We start from the raw sequence: 17,363 nt of genomic DNA, 5'->3' as shown, positions 1-17,363 counted from the left end.
CCGGCACCCGGGGGCCGGTCACGCGTCCTTGAACTCCTGCCGCTGCCGGCCCAGCCCGTCGATCTCCAGCTCCACCACGTCCCCCGCCCGCAGATACGGCTTGGGGTCGGGCCGCCCGACCGCCACGCCGGCCGGGGTGCCGGTGTTGATGACGTCGCCCGGGTACAGCGTCATGAAGTGGCTGAGATAGCGCACGACGTGGGCGACCGGGAAGATCTGCCGCGCCGTGCCGGAGTCCTGCATCAGCTCGCCGTTGACCCACAGCCGTATGCCCAGGGTCTGCGGGTCGGGGATCTCGTCCGCGGTCACCAGCCAGGGCCCGAGCGGGTTGAACGTCTCGCAGTTCTTGCCCTTGTCCCACTGCCCGCCGCGCTCGTTCTGGAACTCGCGCTCGGAGACGTCGTGGGCCACGGCGTAGCCCGCCACCGCCGCCAGGGCTTCCTCATCCGTCCGCAGATAGCGGGCCGTGCGCCCGATGACGACGGCCAGCTCGGCCTCCCAGTCGGTCTTCACGCTGCCGCGCGGCACGAGCACCGTGTCGTCCGGGCCGATCACCGTGTCCGGCGCCTTGAGGAACACCACCGGTTCGGCCGGCGGCCGCATCCCCGCCGCGGCCACGAGGTCGTGGTAGTTCACCCCGATGCCCACGATCTTGCCGATGCGGGCGACGGGCGGACCGATCCGCAGCCCCCGCCCGTCGAGGGCGGGCAGGATGCGGGCCCCGACGGCCGCCCGGATCCGCGCCAGCGCGGACTCGTCGGCGAGCAGCGCTCCGTCCACATCCGGCACCAGCGCGGAGAGGTCGCGCAGTGTCCCGTCCTCGTCCAGCAGCGCCGGGCGCTCCGCTCCAGCGGTTCCGACACGCAGCAGCCTCATCGCTCCAACTCCCCGAAGTCGTCAGCCGGCCCCGGATGATCGTCCAAGAACGGAGGGTCTCTCCGCAAGACCCGTTTCAGTCCGCGGACCCCTAAGTGGCGGAAGTCCGCCCCTTGGTCCGACTCTTGGCCCGGCCCTTCGCCCGGCCCTTCGCCTGCCCCTGGGCCCGGCCCTTGGCCTGACTCCTGGCCCGGCTCCTGGCCTGACTCCTGGCCCGGCCCTGGGCCTGTCCCTTGGCCTGTCCGTTGCTCCGGCCTGCCGCGTGCGCCTCGACCCGGCCCTCGGTCTGCTCCTCCGCCCGGCCCTCGGTCTGCTCCTCCGCCCGGCCCTCGGCCTGTCTGTCCACCAGGCTCCCGGTCTGCTCCTGCGATGTACGCAGCGGCTGCAGCAGCGCCCGCTCGACCGCCGTCCACGTCGTGCTCGTGACCAGGTACAGGGCCGCCGCCAGCGGCAGCACGGCAGCGGTGACGAGCGTGCCGAAGGACAGCAGCGGCATCACCTTCGCCATCGCCGCCATGCCCGGCACCGGCCCGTCCGCCGCGCCCGTCGCCGCCGGCGCCGCCACGGTCTTCCGGCCGCGCAGGTACGTCCACGTGGCAACGGCACCCACCAGCGCGAACAGGCCCAGGTAGACCAGTCCCCGCCCGCCCACGAGTCCGCCGTGGGCCAGCGCGTCCGTCCACCGGTCGCCGAGCGGTGCGCCCAGCAGCGTGTGCTCCAGCAGGTTCCCGGCGCCGTCGCCGGTCGAGAACAGGTGGTACATGACGTAGAACACCGGCAGCTGAGCCAGCATCGGCAGGCAGCCCGCCAACGGCGACGATCCCGCCTTCCGGTACATCGCGGCGGCCTCCTGCTTGAGCCGCTCGGGGTCCTTCCCGTGCTTGCGCCGCAGTTCGGCGAGGCGGGGCGCGAGCTCGGCACGCTTCCGCTCGCCCCGGGCCGCAGAGCGGGCGAGCGGGTGGAGCGCGAGCCGCACCACGCAGGTGAAGACCACGATCGCGGCGGCGGTGGCCGACGCGCCGAAGGCCACGTCGAGGCCGTCGGCGAGGTGGGTGAGCAGGGAGCCGAGCGAGGTGAACAGGGGTGAGAAAAGGGACATGGTGGGTGAGCCCTCCACGGGTCTCGTCGTGCCGAAGGAAGCCAGGAAGCAAGGGAATTCGGCGTGACGAGCCGCGCGGGCAGCGCAGCCCTTCGGGGAAGCCCGCACAAGGGGCGTCCCCTGGAATCAGGGAATCAGGGTGCGAAGCGCCTACGCGGCCGTCAGGAGGGGACGACCGGGCGCCCGGGGCCGTCGGCGGCCCTGCGCGTCGGGATCGCGCTGGGCGAGGAATGCCGTGCGCAGCTCCCGGTCCCGTATCGCGGTGCGTATGCGCGTCGGCGTCAGCGGGCCGCCCGTACGGGCGGCGGCGGCCGCGCACAGCAACAGCGCGGCCGTGGCCACCACGACGGCGGTGGCGGCGAGGGCGACCACGCTCATCAAGCTGCCCTGGACGAGCAGCAGTTCGCAGAGCAGGAGAAGGAGCACGCTCAGGTGCGCACGGAAGATGTTGTTCACCATGCTCCTCCCCCTCTCCCTCGTCCAGTCGTTCGTTCCGATGTTAGACCGGGCCACTGACAACGGTCTCCCCCAGGGCCGCCTCCGGTCCCGGATCCTCCGCCAGCACCTCGGCGTCCGGCCGTGCGTCCACCGGCTTCGGCCCCCACCACGACACCGCCACGGCCACGGCCACGTTCACGGCCAGCGCCAGTGCGCCCGCGTTCACGCCCCACACGGGATCGTGCTCGGTGAAGACGAGGCCGCACACCAGCGCACCGCCCGCGACCAGTCCGCTCACCGCCCCCCACAGCGTCAGCCTGCGCCACACCAGCCCCAGCAGGATCATCGGTACGAGCTGCGCCATGCCCTCGTACGAGATGAGCGACAGCCGCACCAGCGTGTTGGGCTCGGTGTACGTCAGGATCAGCGCCAGCGCGCCGGCGACCACGACGACGACCTGCGCCGCCGCCTTCTGCCGGTCCGGCCGGCCGGCCAGCGCGGGCACCGCCCCCAGCACGCTCCTCCCCCACATCGTCCCGATGACCAGCATGAACACCGCCATCGGCACGATCGACGACAGCGCCGCCGCCACCCCGATCACCCCGACCGCCCACGCCGGCAGCGAGTCGACGACCAGCTTGAACAGCGCCAGGTTCGAGCCCGCCCCCGTCAGCCCCGGCACCACGAAGACCGCCGCCAGCCCCAGCAGCATCGGCACGAACAACAGCACGTTGTAGAACGGCAGCAGCATCGCGTTGCGCCGCAGCGCGTCGGCGTTGCGCGCGCTCAGATAGCCCGCCACGGTCGTCGGGAAGATGACGACCGTCAGGGAGTTGAGAAAGCTCGTCGTCACGAACCAGCCACCGCCCAGGCCGCTCCCGCCGTGTCCGGTGAAGGTCAGCCACTCCGGCTTCTCCGCCACGATCCGCTCCAGGAAGGCCCCGTAGCCGTCGAAGTAGTGCAGGGGCACGTAGCACGCCAGGAAGCCCAGCGTGCCGATGACCAGCACGTCCTTCAGCACCGACACCCAGGCGCTGCCGCGCAGTCCGCTGACCACCACGAAGCCCGTCGTCACCGCGAAGGCGATGAAGTAGGCCCAGTTCAGGCTGATCGCCCCGTAGGAGATCGTCGAGACGACGACACCCATCCCGGTGATCTGCAGCTGGATGTACGGCAGCAGGCACACCGTCGCCAGGACGGCCACCACCGCGCCGAGCCACGGCCTGTCGTAGCGGTGCGCCACCATGTCGGTGATGTTCACCAGGCCGTGGCGCCGGGCGTACGCCCAGAGCATCGGGCCGACGACGTAGCCGATGGCGTAGCCGCAGGAGAGGTACGCGATGACGTACAGGACCGGGGCGCCGTGGTTGTAGCCCCAGCCGGCCGCGCCGAGGTAGCTGAAGCTGGTGTAGCCCTCACCGGCCATCAGGACCCAGATGAAGACCGTGCCCAGGCTGCGGCCGCCCACCGACCACTCGGCGAGGCCACTGGTCGCGCCGCGGCCGCGTACGGCGAGGAGGCCGAGGGCCACGGTCAGGACCATGAAGCCGCCGAAGATCGCCGACGCGGTGGCGGCGTCGGCGCTCACGCGCGGCCTCGCTTGCGGTCGCCCCGCCAGGCGAGGAAGACGGCGGCCGGGGTGAGGAGGGTGGCCAGCAGGAGCCAGAAGAACAGGAAGGGGAGGCCGAGGATGGTGGGGTGGATGCGGTCCGTCAGTGGCAGGGAGGCGAGGTAGAGCGCGTACGGGGCCAGGAGCCACAGCAGGTGGGGACGTTTCTTCAGCACGGCGTCGACCCTAGGTCGTGACCGGCGGTTTCTCCCCACCCCGCCCCTTCCCGCTGTGACCGATATGCGGCTCCGCCGCGTGACGGGGCTCCGCCCCCGGACCCCGGTGCTCAAACTCCCCCAGCTATCGCTGGGAGGTGCCCCCAGACGGGCTGGATGGTTGCCCGGACAGGATGGACGGCCGCCCGGGCGGGCACGGGATCACGCCCCCACCAGCCTCGACGCCGTGTAGATCAGCAGGCCTGCCAGCGCGCCCACCACCGTGCCGTTGATGCGGATGAACTGCAGGTCACGGCCGATGTGGGCCTCGATCTTGCGGGAGGTCTGTTCGGCGTCCCAGCCGGCGACCGTTTCCGTGATCAGGGAGGTGATCTCGTCCCGGTAGGTCGTCACCACATAGACGGCGGCATCCTCCAGCCAGCCGTCGACCTTCGCCCGCAGGCGCTCATCGGCCGTCATCCGCGCGCCCAGTGACAGGACCGATGCCCGCGTGCGCAGCCGCAGTTCGCTGCGCTCGTCCTCCGCGGCGGCCACGATCATGGCGCGTACCGAGGACCATGCCGAGGCGATGAGGTCCTGGACCTCGCCGCGGCCCAGCACTTCGGCCTTGAGCCGCTCGACGCGGGCCCGGGTGTCGTCGTCGGTCCGCAGGTCGTGGGCGAAGTCGGCGAGGAAGCGGTCGACCGCGTCACGGGCCGGGTGCTCCGGCATGTCGCGCATCTCGGTGACGAAGCGCAGCAGTTCCTTGTAGACGCGCTCGCCGACCTTGCGGTCGACGAAGCGGGGGGTCCAGCCGGGGGCGCCGCCGGTGACCGCGGCCATCACCGAGTCGCTGTGCGCGACGAGCCAGTCGTGGGCCCGTACGCACACCAGGTCCACGACCTTGCGGTGGCCGCCGTCGGCGACGACCTTCCCCAGCATCGTGCCGATGCCGGGCGCGATCTCGACGGCGTCCGCCCGGCGGGTGATGGCCTCGCCGACGACCGCCTGCACGTCGGAGTCCCGCAGCACCCGCAGGGCGCCGCGCAGGGCCGTGGCCGCCTCGCCGGTCACCCGGTCGGCGTGTGCGGGCTCGGCGAGCCAGGCGGCCAGCCGGGAGCCGATGCCGACCGCGCGCAGGCGTACGCGCACCACGTCGCCGGAGAGGAAGTTCTCGCCGACGAAATCCCCCAGGCTCCGGCCGAGCTGGTCCTTCTTGGTGGGGATGATGGCCGTGTGCGGGATCGGCAGGCCCATCGGGCGCCGGAACAGCGCGGTGACTGCGAACCAGTCGGCGAGCGCGCCCACCATGCCCGCTTCGGCCCCGGCCGCCACATAGCCGGCCCAGCCGCCGCCCGAGCCGGAGGTCCGCGCCCACTCGGCGAGGGCGTAGACGACGGCGACGGCGAGCAGGAGCCCGGTCGCGGAGGCCTTCATCCGGCGCACTCCACGCCGCTTCTCCTCGTCCGCCGCGCTGTAGGTGAAACCAGCGCTCCGACCGGGCATCACCCCATCGGCGGCATTCGAACCGCCACCAGCGGCAGGCGGCTGCTGTCCATGGAAGCGTTTCATGCGCACCACCACCCGTTCCGGCTGTCCTCACGTGCATTGTCCCTAACCGACCGACTCGGGGAACGGCCGAAGGGTTCCCCGCGTCTGACAAGTCGCCCATGACATGTCACGAGCACGCGCTGCGAGGCTGTCGTCCTCCCGGCCGCCAGGCCACCCGGAGCGGTATGCTCCGCCGTCCCCAGGAGTCACCCGCCCATGAACAGGCCACCTCTGTCGCGCGGTGCGGCCTACGCCGTGCTCGCCGCACTGGCAGCCGTGGTGGCCGCCGTACCGGCGCTGATATTCGCCGGGGCCGGCGGCTCCGGCGGCCGGCCCGGGGCCGGGGCGCCCGAGACGCCGCGCTCCGCCGCTCCGGCGGCCGCCGGAGGCTGGGTGGGTGCCTGGTCCACCTCGCCGGCCGCCGCCGAACCGAACACCGGTCACGGCTACGCCGGACGGTCCATCCGTAACGTGGTGCACACCACTCTCGCCGGCAGCATGGCCCGCATCCACCTCTCCAACCTCTTCGGCGACCGGCCCCTGACCGTCGGTCACGCCTCGCTCGCCGTCGCCGCCGCCCCCGGCAGCCCGGCGGCCGCGCCCGGCAGCATGCGGTCGCTGACGTTCGGCGGACGGCCGGCGGTGACGATTCCCGCGGGGCAGGCGACGGTCAGCGACCCGGTGCGGCTCACCGTGGAGTACGCGGCGGACCTGCTGGTGACCACGTACTCCCCGGTCCCCTCCGGCCCGGTCACCTACCACCCGCACGCCCGCCAGGTCTCCTTCCTCGCGCAGGGCGACCGGGTCGCGGAGCGCGGCGGCAACGCGTACACGGGCAGGACCCCGTACTGGCGTTACGTCACCGCCGTCGACGTGTGGAGCACCGAGGCGCAGGGCGCGGTCGTGGTCGTCGGCGACTCCCTCACTGACGGCGTCTCCGCCACGGTGGGCGCCAACCGCCGCTGGACCGACTTTCTCGCCCGCCGCCTGCGCTCCGAGCCCGGCGCACCCCGCTACGGCGTCCTGAACCAGGGCATCAGCGGCAACCGCGTCCTGCTGGGCGGCGTGGGCTCCTCGCCCAGGAACAACCCCAGCGCCCTGGAGCGCTTCGACCGCGACGTGCTCTCCCGTGCGGGCGTACGGGCCGTCGTCGTCGAGCTCGGCGTCAACGACATCATGCGCCGGCCCCGGCAGACCGAGCCGGGGCGGATCACGGAGGGCCTGCGGCAGCTGGTTGCGCGGGCGCACGCGCGCGGGCTGCGGGTGATCGGCGCGACCCTGACGCCCTTCGGCGGGCGGGTGGGCCTCGGGCCGGACCAGGAGCTGGTGCGGCAGGGCGTCAACACCGAGATCCGGGCCGGGGACGTCTTCGACGACGTCGTCGACCTCGACCGTGCGCTGCGCGACCCGGCGAATCCGCAGCGGCTCCTGCCGGCGTACGACTGCGGCGACCACCTCCACCCGAGCGACGCCGGCTACCGGGCGATGGCCGACGCCCTGGACCTCGACACGCTCAAGGGCCGGGCGGCGGCGGAGCTCTGAGCCCGGCCGTTCCCCCGGGCACGGACCCCGCGGCCGGCCCCAAGAACCGTTCCACCACCCGGGCCCGTGCCGCACTGCGCCCCGCCGCTGCCCGCAGGACCGTTCCACGCGGGACCCCGCCGCCACCCGGAGCGAAGCCCGCCCCGAGCGCCCTGCCACCGACAGCAGGAACGATCACTCAAGCGTTTTGCCGCCGTCCCGGCGCTCCTCCCGGTCCAGCTGCCGCTCCGCGCGCCGCTCGTCCCGCAGCCGCTTGCGCTCGGCCTTCGTCGGCTTGCGGTCGACGCCGACGCCGCCCCAGAACGCGAGGCCGGTGACGCGCACCGTCGGCGATCCCGGCGTGCCCGGGCCGGTGGCGTTGTCGTCGAAGCCGCCCATGATGCCGACGCCGCCGACGTACACGTCCAGCCCGGGCGGGACGATGACCTGCATACCGCCCATGATCGCGATGCAGCGGACGACCACCTCGCGGTCCTCGAAGCGCGCCTCGCGCAGGTCGATCTCACCGCCGCCCCAGAAGACGAAGGCCGTGAAGAGGCGGGGCACGGTCCAGCCGCCACGGCGCTGGAAGCCGCCCATGACGCCGATGGCTCCCCTGGACGTCGCCCGCCCGCCGATGCGCCCCGCCCAGCCGGCGTCCCCCGCCGCCGGGGCCGCCGGCACGGGCGCCACCGCCCCGGAGGGCACCGGCAGGTCCCGTACGAGCGGCTCCAGCTCGGCGTGCGTACGGGCCTTGTACGCGGCCTCCAGACGCTCCCCGAACTCCTCCAGGTCCAGCCGGCCCTCGGCGACCGCCTCGCGCAGCGCCTCGGCGACCCGCTCGCGCTCCGCGTCGGAGGCCCGCATCTCAGGAAGTTCGCTCGTCATGTCCGACAGCCTAGGGCCGCCGGCCGGGCCACGGCGGGCGCAGGTTCTCACAGCGCCTGTCTGTCCGCGTACATCTTCGCGATGACGTCTTCGATGTCCGGTTCGCGGACCGAGAGGTCGACCAGCGGATAGCGCGCGGCGACCGCGGCCACGATCGGCGCCGCACTCTGCGTGGCGGCGAACGCCAGCCACTGGCGCGGCCCTTCGACCTTCACCGTACGGGCGCCGGGAACGTCCCCAATGGGCGGAAGCTCTCGTTCCAGATCGATGACGAGGGTCCGCTCGCTCTTCCCCGCCGCGTGCAGGCCGTCCAGCCCGCCGTCGTGGACCAGCCGCCCGTGGTCGATGACCATCACCCGCTTGCACAGCTGCTCGATGTCGGTCAGGTCGTGCGTGGTGAGCAGCACGGTCGTGCCCTGCTCCGCGTTGACGTCCCGCAGGAACTCCCGCACCTTCGCCTTGCTGACCACGTCCAGGCCGATCGTCGGCTCGTCGAGGTAGAGCACCTCGGGGTCGTGCAGCAGCGCCGCCGCGATGTCCCCGCGCATCCGCTGCCCCAGCGACAGCTGCCGCACCGGCACCTCCAGGAGCTCGGCCAGGTCGAGGAGTTCGACACAGCGCTCCAGATTGGCGCGGTAACGGCCCTCCGGGATCCGGTACATGCGGCGCACCAGCCCGTAGGAGTCGCGCAACGGAAGGTCCCACCACAGCGTGGTGCGCTGCCCGAAGACGACACCGATACGACGGGCCAGGCGCGTACGCTCACGCGAGGGGTCGATGCCCGCGACCCGCAGCCTGCCGCCGCTGGGCGTCAGGATGCCGGTCAGCATCTTGATGGTGGTGGACTTGCCCGCGCCGTTGGGCCCGATGTAGCCGACCATCTCCCCCCGCGGCACACGGAAGCTGATGCCGTCCACCGCACGCACCTCGCGCCGCTCCCGGCGCCACAGGCCCGCCCTGCGGCGCACCTCGAAGACCTTCTCGACGCCGTCGAGCTCGATGAACCCGTCCACCCCGAAGCCACCCTCCTCCAGGCCGGACACCCGGCCGTCAACTGCCCGTACTCCGATAGCTCCGCAGCCCCGCCCGCCACGCCAGACCGGCCAGCGCGCAGCACACCAGCGCCACCAGCGGCGAGGCGAAGTCCACCCAGCCCGGCAGCCCCAGCGGATCGTCGCGCCCCAGGACCCGCAGCGCCGGCAGCCAGTTGACGAACGCCAGCGGAACGACGAACGTGACGCCCCGCACCAGGTCCGTGGCGAACACCGTCGGCGGGTACTGCAGCATCGTCGTACCGCCGTAGGTGAAGGCGTTCTGCACCTCCGACGCGTCGTTGGCCCGGAACTGGAACGCCGCACCCGCGACGAAGACCGCACCGAAGATCGCCGCACCGGCGGCCAGCATCACCGGCACGAGGAGCAGCGAGACCGGCGTCCACCGCACATCCAGCCGGGCCAGCGCCCAGACCAGCAGCACCCCGCCCTGGGTCACCCGGCCCAGCCGGCGCAGCGCGAAACGGTCGGCGGCGACCTGCGCCAGGACCGACGCCGGCCGCACGAGCAGGGTGTCCATCGTGCCGTCGCGCACCCGGCGGCCGACGCGGTCCATGTTGCCGAGCGCGAGGTCCGCCAGGCCGAAGGCGGTGCTCGTGGTGCCGTACAGGAGAGCCACCTCGGGCAGCGTGAAACCGCCGAGCGCGTCGATGTGCGAGAACATGATGGCGATGGCGACGAAATCCAGTGCGGTCACCGCGAAGTTGCCGAGCGCCATCATCACGAACGACGTGCGGTAGGCCATCGCCGACCGCACCCACATTCCGACGATCAGGCCATAGGCACGCACGCCCTCGTACACGCGCGCCCCCGGGCCGGCGGGGAATTCAGCCACCCTGCACCACCACCTTCCGGGTGGCCAGCGCCTGCACACAGCGCCCCACCACCAGCAGCACCACCGCCCACACCGCCTGGAACCCCAGCGCCCCCGCCGTACCCCCCGCGCCCCCGTAGCGGCCCAGCAGAACGTCCGCCGGAACCTGCAGCATCGCCGCCCACGGCAGCACCCGCACCGTCTCCCCGAAGACACCCGGGAAAACGTTCAACGGCAGCAGCATCCCCGAGAAGAAGATGCACAACAGGCCGCTCAGCATGTTCACACCCGAGCCGTCGAGCAGCCAGAAGGCACACAGCGCCACCAGATAGCGCAGGCCGAAACCCACCACGATGCCCAGACACACCGACAGCAGGAACACCAGCCACGTCAACGGCGATCCCGGCAGGGCCAGTTCGAAGCACAGCACGCCGACCGCCAGCGGCACCGCACCACGGCCCAGCAGCTGGAACGCCGCCCGCCCCAGATCGCTCGCCAGCCACCACAACTGCAGGTCCGCAGGCCGGTAGAGGTCGACGGCGATGTCACCGGAGCGGATCCGCTCCTGCAGCTCCTCCTGGAAACCCCCGCCGATCAGACAAGAGGCTCCCACCAGCGCCTGCGTCACCCACACGAACGTCAGGGCCTGCGACTGGTCGTACCCACCCAGATGGGGACGTTCGTTCCACAGGGCAATGAAGGTGTACGCGACGATGAAGCCGAACACCGTATTGGTGAAGACCCCCGCCACGGTCGCGACCCGGTAGGTCGCGTACCGCCGGAAGCTGCTGACCGCGACGGCCGGATACAGCCGCACTCCGTCACCCCCCGCCCCGTGGAACCACTTTGACCAGCCACTCGCCCACCGGACGCCCACCCGACGCCCACCGCACCGATACCGCCGCACCCCGAAGCGCAGGAGCCTAGCCGCACACCTCGGCACGGAACCACGGATTTTCACCCCATGGGGTGGTCCGTCTGGCCCGAACGGTCCTTACCGCGCTGTTCAAAGGTGCGCTACGCCCTTCACCCGGAACGCATGATGCGACAGTGTCTTCCGGGGCCTACGACGCAGGTCGGAACCGCCCGACACGACACCGCTCCGCCGCGGCCGCACAACCCCGGCGGCGGCCGAGGAGTCCCAGGAGACATGAGCGACGAGCAGTCACAGCAGCGGCGTCCCGCTGGTGGCGGCCACGCGCCGCCGGGCTGGGCGCCCCGGGGCACCGGCGCGCCCCCGGCAGGCGGCGCGCCCGGAGCTCGCGGCGCCCCCACCCATGGCACCGGCCACGGCCGGCCGCGCCGCCCCCGCCGCACGGGCTGGCGCCGGCTCGTACCCACCTGGCGCATGGTCCTCGGCGGCTTCCTGCTGATCGTCCTGATCGTCGTCGGCATCCTCGTCGCCGGCTACACCCTCGTGGACATCCCCGCGGCCAACAAGGCCGCCGTCGCCGAGAGCAACGTCTTCCTCTACGCCGACGGCAGCCAGCTCGCCCGCGACGGCGAGATCAACCGCGAGAGCGTGCCCCTGAGCAAGGTCCCCAAGGACGTCCAGCACGCCGTCCTGGCCGCCGAGGACCGCGACTTCTACTCCGAGTCCGCCGTCAACCCCGAGGCGATGCTGCGCGCCGCCTGGAACACCGCCACCGGCAAGGGCAAGCAGTCCGGTTCCACCATCACCCAGCAGTACGTCAAGAACTATTACCTCGGCCAGGAACAGACCATCAGCCGCAAGCTGAAGGAATTCTTCATCGCCATCAAGCTGGACCGCGAGGAGAGCAAGAACGACATCCTCGAGGGCTACCTCAACACCAGCTACTTCGGCCGCAACGCCTACGGAATCCAGGCCGCCGCCCAGGCCTACTACAACAAGGACTCCGACAGGCTCACCGCGGCCGAGGGCGCCTACCTCGCCACCCTCCTCAACGCCCCCACCGCCTACGACGTCGGCGCCCACCCCCAGAACCGGCAACGCGCCCTGGCCCGCTGGAACTACGTGCTCGACGGCATGACGAAGAAGAAGTGGCTCGGCCGCACCGAACGCGCCGCGATGCAGTTCCCCACGCCGGGCAAGGCCAAGCCGCGCCTGAGCATGGCAGGACAGCGCGGCTACCTCGTCGAGGCCGTCAAGGACTACCTCACCAGCAACAAGATCGTCGACGAGACGACGCTGGCCACCGGCGGCTACCGCATCGTCACCACCATCGACCGCCGGAAACAGGACGCCTTCGTCAGCGCCGTACGCCGCCAGCTGATGGACAACCTCAGCGACGACCGCCAGGTCGACCGGTACGTACGCGCCGGAGGAGCCTCCATCGACCCGAAGACCGGCAAGGTCGTCGCCCTCTACGGCGGCATCGACTACACCAAGCAGTACGTCAACAACGCCACCCGCCGCGACTACCAAGTCGGCTCCACCTTCAAGCCGTTCGTCTTCACCTCGGCCGTCGACAACGGCTCCTCGACACAGGACGGCCGCACGATCACCCCGAACACGGTCTACGACGGCACCAACAGACGCCCCGTGCAGGGCAAGGACGGCCCCGTCGGCTACAGCCCCGAGAACGAGGACGGCTACTCCAACCCCCGCATCACCGTCACCAAGGCCACCGACCTGTCCGTCAACGCCGTCTACGCGCAGATGGCCCAGGACGTCGGCCCCGCCAACGTCAAGGACACCGCCGTCGCCCTCGGCATCCCCTCCGGCACCCCCGACCTCACCGCCACCCCCTCCATCGCACTCGGCCCGGCCACCGCCAGCGTCCTGGACATGACCCAGGCCTACGCGACCCTCGCCAACCACGGCCGGCACGGCTCCTACACACTCGTCGAGAAGGTCTCCAAGGCCGCCGAGGACGTCCAGCTGCCGGACGGCCGCGAAACGAAGCAGGTCGTATCACGCGAGGCCGCTGACACGACCACCTCCATCCTGCAGAGCGTCGTCGACAGCGGCACCGGCCGCAGGGCCCAGGCCGCGGGACGGCCCGCGGCCGGCAAGACGGGCACGGCCGAGGAGGACAAGGCCGCCTGGTTCGCCGGCTACACCCCCGACCTGGCCACCGTCGTCGCCGTCATGGGCCAGGACCCCGACACCGGCAGCGAGAAGCCGCTGTACGGCGCCGCCGGAGAACCCCGCATCAACGGCGGCGGCTACCCCGCACAGATCTGGGCGGCCTACACCGCCGACGCCCTCGAAGGCACCGAGCCCACGGAGTTCGACCTGGAACTGCAGAGCGGCGCGGGCGTCCCCATGCTGGAACCCACCCCGACCACCGCACCCCCGACACCCACCGGCACTCCCTCACCCACCACCGCACCGCCGCGCACCCCGCCGACCTTCGGCCCGCCGGAGCCGCCGACGATCCCGGTGCCACCACCGGTCACCCCGCCGGGCTTCCCGACACCGCCACTGCCCACCTTCGGGTTCCCACCGAACGAGGCCAGGGAACGGCACCCGGCCGACCACCGGGGCGGCGACTTCCTGGAGTACGACTACTGACGGGGACGGCCGGGAGCAGAAGGCCGTGGGCCGGATCAGTGGCCCGAGGTCGCCTTCAAACCGACCACCGCCACCAGCAACAACGAAATGAAGAAGACCCGCGCGGCGGTCACCGGCTCGCCCAGCACCGTCATGCCGAGCACCGCCGCACCGGCCGCGCCGATACCCACCCACACCCCGTACGCCGTACCGATGGGAAGCGTCCGCGCGGCCTGCGCCAGCAGGACCATGCTGGCCACGATGCCCGCGACCGTGAACACGCTCGGCCACAGCCGGGTGAAACCCTCGGTGAACTTCATGCCGACCGACCAGCCGACCTCGAGCAGACCGGCGACAGCGAGCAGAACCCATGCCATGACGGCACCTCCGGTGGAAACGACTCTCCAGGGGTGCGTCGTCTTGTCCTGACCCGGTACGGCGCGTCTCGTCGGGTACCTACGACCGTAGCAAACCCGGGCGGGAACGGACGGCTCGGACGACTCGGACGGCTCAGAGCGCTCCGAGGGCGCAGAGGGCTAGGGCTCAGAGGGCTCAGAGATAGAGCCCCGTGGAGTCCTCCGACCCCTCCAGCCGCTCGGCCGCCACCGCGTGCAGATCCCGCTCACGCATCAGGACGTACGCGACCCCGCGCACCTCCACCTCGGCACGGTCCTCCGGGTCATACAGCACCCGGTCACCCGGCTCGACCGTACGCACACTCTGACCGACCGCGACGACCTCGGCCCAGGCCAGCCGGCGGCCCACCGCCGCCGTCGCCGGAATGACGATGCCGCCGGTGGACCGGCGCTCGCCCTCGGGGATGTCCGTCCGCACCAGAACACGGTCGTGGAGCATCCGGATGGGCAGCTTGTCGTGCGTGGTATTCGTACTCACGCCACGACCGTACCTGTCCGCGCGGGCGACCGAGGCCACAGGGCCGTCATCCCCGCCCGAAGCCGCCGCCACGCCGGCACCGCGCCCCGCGGCCCCCAGCCGCCGCTACGACTTGCGCCGGCGCGCGGAAGCCGCCAGCAGCCCCACGACACCCACCGCCACCATCGCCACCGGAACAATCCGCTCCAGCCGCGGCGTACCGTCCGGCGCCACAAACCGCGAGCGCACCTCCGACACGACCCGGTTCGCCGCCACGTACGCGCGCCCCGCCGTCTGATCCACCTTCGACGCCACCTTCGCCCGGGCATCCCCGATGATCGTCGACGGATGCATCCGCACCCCGATCTCGTCGAGCGTCACGGCAAGCTCCTGCCGCCGGCGGGCAATGTCCGCCTCGATCTGCGCAGGGGTCCTGGCTTCCGCCACCGCGCTGCCTCCGTCTCGTCGATAAGAATGATGAAGAGTGATGACTACAGTCTGTCAGCTCCCCCGCCGCAGCGCCCCGCGGCACCCCCGATCCGCGACCTGGCTACCCTCGGGACGTCCCCCGGCCCCGCCGGGAGACACCCACCGACGACCCGAGGAGAGCCGCCATGAGCGAACGACTGCAGCCCGGCGACACCGCCCCCGCCTTCACCCTGCCCGACGCCGACGGCAAGGAGATCTCGCTCGCCGGCCACAAGGGCCGCAAGGTCATCGTCTACTTCTACCCCGCCGCCCTCACCCCCGGCTGCACCAAGCAGGCCTGCGACTTCACCGACAACCTCGACTTCCTCGCCGGCCACGGCTACGACGTCATCGGCATCTCCCCCGACAAGCCCGAGAAGCTCGCCAAGTTCCGCGACCAGGAATCCCTGAAGGTCACCCTCGTCGGCGACCCCGACAAGAAGGTCCTGGAGGCCTACGGCGCCTTCGGCGAGAAGAAGCTCTACGGCAAGACCGTCACCGGCGTCATCCGCTCCACCGTCATCATCGACGAAGAGGGAAAGGTCGAACGCGCCCTCTACAACGTCAAGGCCACCGGCCACGTCGCGAAGATCATCAAGGACCTGGCGCTGTAACCCCCGGCACCGCCGCACCCCGGCGCACCGGCCGGCCGCCCTCCGGCACGTCCTCGGCCTCCGGCAGGTCGAGGACGGCCCTGGCACCCCCGCCCTCAGCCCTCCCGAACGACAGCCGCGCACCCAGCACCGCCGCCTGCCCCACCGCGATCGTCAGCCCCAGACCATGGCCCGTACCCCGCTCCGGCGCCGCCGTACGGAACCGCCGCGGCCCCTGATCCACCAGACCCGGCGGAAAACCGTCCCCGTGATCCCGGATGACGATGCGGGTGCCCGCCACCGTCACCTCGATCGGCGGCCTGCCGTGCTTGGCGGCGTTGGCCAGGATGTTGACCAGGACGCGCTCCACGCGCCGGGCATCGGTGGCCACGATCCTCCCCTCACCGACCACCTCCACGGCCACATCGGCCACACCCCGCTGACCCCGGGCCCGCTTGACGATGCCCCGCACCAACGACGGCAACTCCACCTCGTCCAGCTGCGCACTCTCCACCCCGGCATCCAGCCGGGAAACCTCCAGCAGATCCTCCACCAGCGCACGCATCGTCTGCGCCCGCTCCTGCACCATCTCCACTGCCCGCGGGTGCGGCAACAACTCCGCCGACGCCACCAGACCCGCCACCGGCGTCCGCAGCTCATGCGCCACATCCGCCGTGAACTGCCGCTCCGCCGACACCCGCCCCGCCAGCGACGTCGCCATGTGATGCACCGACCGGCCCAGCTCCGCGACCTCGTCCCGGCCACCGATGTCCAGCGCCTCCGCGTCCGGCGCCTCACCCGCCGCGATCCGCCGCGCCGCCGCCGCACTCAGCCGCAACCGCCGCGACAGACTCTGCGCCACGAACCACGCCACCACCGCCATCAGCGCCACCGTCGCCGCACCGGCCACCACCAGCGCCTTGTCCAACGCCGTCTGCAACGGATCACGGTCCGGGTACGACGCCGAGATCGACAACACCTTGTCGTCCCCGACCCCCGTCGCCGCCCACACCCGCGGATCCTCCCCACCGCTGATGTACGTACCCGACTCCCCCTTGCCCACCGCCTGCGACAGCGCGAACGGCAACGTCGAATCGTCCAGCTGCGCACCCAGCGCCAGCGTGCCGTCACGCTGATAGATCTGCAGCGCGGAGCTCAGCAGCCCGTCCTGGTACGCCATGGCCTGCCGGTCGCGCTCCAGGCCCGAAATGTGATGCACAGCCACGCCCAGGACCACCACGGCCAGGGCGGTGACGAAGGAGATCGCGAAGGCGATCCGGCCACGGATACCCATCACGCGATCGGAAGGACCTCTCGGGACTCCCCCGCCGGGGTCGCCCCCACGTACCTGACCTCGAGCGCCGTGAACGCCACCGAACCGTCCACTTCCTTCGGCCCGTACAGCCGCAGCCGCACCGGGAACGACTTACCCGCCGCCGCACCGGCGGCATTCGTCGACACCTGTACCACACCACTGCCGGCCGCGCCGTCCGCCGCGTAGGCCTCCCAGTGGATACCGCTGGCCACCCGCCCGGAGTTGTTGCAGTCCAGCGTGATGATCGTCGGCTCCAGCACCGGCTCCCCCACCCCGCAGTCCCGCACCCCCGGAAGCTCCCGCGCCTCCGAGCCCTCCAGCTCCACCTGCGACTCCTGCCCGGCCCCCGTCCGCTGCGCCGCCGCCGTCTTCGGCGCCTTGTTCACCACACTCGCCCGGTTCGTGGCATCCCCCAGCCACACCCCGCCGATCACCAGCACGGCCACACCCAGAAAGACCGCCACCACGGTGCGCAGACCGGCCCCACGGGCCACGGCACGGTCGGTCATCGGCTCTCTTCCTCGATCACGTACGGACGCTGCCCGTACGGGCCTGTCTGTCGGTCCCATCCCGCTCTGAGGGACGGTGAAAACGACCGGCGCGTTCCCTTGCGGAGATACGTACATGTGTGGC

Annotated in this window: 18 protein-coding genes and 1 riboswitch; of the genes, 3 read left to right on the top strand and 15 right to left on the bottom strand. The window is 71.8% G+C overall.

Annotation, left to right across the window (positions count from 1 at the left end):
• Positions 1-18: 18 nt before the first annotated feature.
• The 6 genes from AB0F13_RS10850 to AB0F13_RS10825 form a co-directional block, all read right to left on the bottom strand.
• On the bottom strand, positions 19-876 hold the full coding sequence (locus AB0F13_RS10850; RefSeq protein WP_362078510.1) for a fumarylacetoacetate hydrolase family protein: 858 nt from the start codon (positions 874-876) through the stop codon (positions 19-21).
• Positions 877-967: 91 nt separating this feature from the next.
• Positions 968-1,975: a membrane protein insertase YidC gene (gene yidC, locus AB0F13_RS10845; protein WP_362078507.1), complete on the bottom strand. Its 1,008-nt coding sequence runs from the start codon at positions 1,973-1,975 to the stop codon at positions 968-970.
• A 150-nt stretch (positions 1,976-2,125) separates the two neighbouring features.
• Entirely contained in the window at positions 2,126-2,434 is a 309-nt protein-coding gene (locus AB0F13_RS10840) for a DUF6412 domain-containing protein (protein ID WP_362078504.1), read from the bottom strand.
• A 40-nt stretch (positions 2,435-2,474) separates the two neighbouring features.
• Positions 2,475-3,956, bottom strand: a complete 1,482-nt coding sequence (locus AB0F13_RS10835) for a sodium:solute symporter family protein (protein WP_362078840.1) — start codon at positions 3,954-3,956, stop codon at positions 2,475-2,477.
• Between the two features lie 41 nt (positions 3,957-3,997).
• A complete protein-coding gene (locus AB0F13_RS10830; protein ID WP_362078501.1) occupies positions 3,998-4,198 on the bottom strand; it encodes a DUF3311 domain-containing protein in 201 nt (66 codons plus the stop codon).
• Positions 4,199-4,399: 201 nt separating this feature from the next.
• Positions 4,400-5,749, bottom strand: coding sequence for a DUF445 domain-containing protein (locus AB0F13_RS10825; RefSeq protein ID WP_362078498.1), 1,350 nt, complete (start codon positions 5,747-5,749; stop codon positions 4,400-4,402).
• Positions 5,750-5,944: 195 nt separating this feature from the next.
• On the opposite strand from AB0F13_RS10825, the gene AB0F13_RS10820 reads away from it, so the two are divergent.
• Positions 5,945-7,270, top strand: coding sequence for an SGNH/GDSL hydrolase family protein (locus AB0F13_RS10820; protein WP_362078495.1), 1,326 nt, complete (start codon positions 5,945-5,947; stop codon positions 7,268-7,270).
• Positions 7,271-7,444: 174 nt separating this feature from the next.
• On the opposite strand, the gene AB0F13_RS10815 is transcribed toward AB0F13_RS10820, so the two are convergent.
• The 4 genes from AB0F13_RS10815 to AB0F13_RS10800 all read right to left on the bottom strand — a co-directional run bounded on the left by AB0F13_RS10815 (position 7,445) and on the right by AB0F13_RS10800 (position 10,820).
• Positions 7,445-8,116, bottom strand: coding sequence for a DUF1707 domain-containing protein (locus AB0F13_RS10815; RefSeq protein ID WP_362078837.1), 672 nt, complete (start codon positions 8,114-8,116; stop codon positions 7,445-7,447).
• A gap of 68 nt (positions 8,117-8,184) precedes the next feature.
• A complete protein-coding gene (locus AB0F13_RS10810; protein WP_362078492.1) occupies positions 8,185-9,150 on the bottom strand; it encodes an ATP-binding cassette domain-containing protein in 966 nt (321 codons plus the stop codon).
• A 37-nt stretch (positions 9,151-9,187) separates the two neighbouring features.
• A complete protein-coding gene (locus AB0F13_RS10805) occupies positions 9,188-9,952 on the bottom strand; it encodes an ABC transporter permease (protein ID WP_362078834.1) in 765 nt (254 codons plus the stop codon).
• A gap of 64 nt (positions 9,953-10,016) precedes the next feature.
• Positions 10,017-10,820, bottom strand: a complete 804-nt coding sequence (locus AB0F13_RS10800; RefSeq protein ID WP_362078489.1) for an ABC-2 family transporter protein — start codon at positions 10,818-10,820, stop codon at positions 10,017-10,019.
• Positions 10,821-11,153: 333 nt separating this feature from the next.
• Here AB0F13_RS10800 and AB0F13_RS10795 point away from each other — a divergent pair, with 333 nt between their 5' ends.
• The gene (locus tag AB0F13_RS10795) at positions 11,154-13,502 is read left to right on the top strand and encodes a transglycosylase domain-containing protein (protein ID WP_362078486.1); all 2,349 of its coding nucleotides are present in this window, start codon (positions 11,154-11,156) and stop codon (positions 13,500-13,502) included.
• A 35-nt stretch (positions 13,503-13,537) separates the two neighbouring features.
• Here AB0F13_RS10795 and AB0F13_RS10790 read toward each other — a convergent pair whose 3' ends face one another.
• From AB0F13_RS10790 to AB0F13_RS10780, 3 genes are all read right to left on the bottom strand, one after another.
• On the bottom strand, positions 13,538-13,858 hold the full coding sequence (locus tag AB0F13_RS10790) for a multidrug efflux SMR transporter (protein ID WP_362078483.1): 321 nt from the start codon (positions 13,856-13,858) through the stop codon (positions 13,538-13,540).
• A gap of 32 nt (positions 13,859-13,890) precedes the next feature.
• A riboswitch (guanidine-III (ykkC-III) riboswitch) is annotated at positions 13,891-13,954 on the bottom strand.
• 79 nt (positions 13,955-14,033) lie between these two features.
• Positions 14,034-14,336 carry a co-chaperone GroES gene (locus AB0F13_RS10785; protein ID WP_048831771.1) on the bottom strand — a complete coding sequence of 101 codons (303 nt, stop codon included), beginning with the start codon at positions 14,334-14,336 and terminating at the stop codon, positions 14,034-14,036.
• Positions 14,337-14,480: 144 nt separating this feature from the next.
• On the bottom strand, positions 14,481-14,801 hold the full coding sequence (locus tag AB0F13_RS10780) for a DUF3618 domain-containing protein (protein WP_362078480.1): 321 nt from the start codon (positions 14,799-14,801) through the stop codon (positions 14,481-14,483).
• 167 nt (positions 14,802-14,968) lie between these two features.
• Here AB0F13_RS10780 and bcp point away from each other — a divergent pair, with 167 nt between their 5' ends.
• Complete coding sequence (gene bcp / locus AB0F13_RS10775; RefSeq protein WP_362078477.1) at positions 14,969-15,436, top strand: thioredoxin-dependent thiol peroxidase; 468 nt, start codon at positions 14,969-14,971, stop codon at positions 15,434-15,436.
• On the opposite strand, the gene AB0F13_RS10770 is transcribed toward bcp, so the two are convergent.
• Positions 15,417-16,709: a HAMP domain-containing sensor histidine kinase gene (locus AB0F13_RS10770; RefSeq protein ID WP_362078474.1), complete on the bottom strand. Its 1,293-nt coding sequence runs from the start codon at positions 16,707-16,709 to the stop codon at positions 15,417-15,419. The genes bcp and AB0F13_RS10770 overlap by 20 nt on opposite strands.
• On the bottom strand, positions 16,709-17,239 hold the full coding sequence (locus AB0F13_RS10765) for a hypothetical protein (protein WP_362078471.1): 531 nt from the start codon (positions 17,237-17,239) through the stop codon (positions 16,709-16,711). The genes AB0F13_RS10770 and AB0F13_RS10765 overlap by 1 nt, the downstream gene beginning before the upstream one ends.
• Between the last annotated feature and the right edge of the window lie 124 nt (positions 17,240-17,363).

The organism is Streptomyces sp. NPDC026206, from assembly GCF_040638465.1.
In the GTDB taxonomy this organism is placed as follows: domain Bacteria; phylum Actinomycetota; class Actinomycetes; order Streptomycetales; family Streptomycetaceae; genus Streptomyces.
Note: the sequence above shows the minus strand (reverse complement) of the source record. Positions and strands in the feature narration are given on the sequence as shown.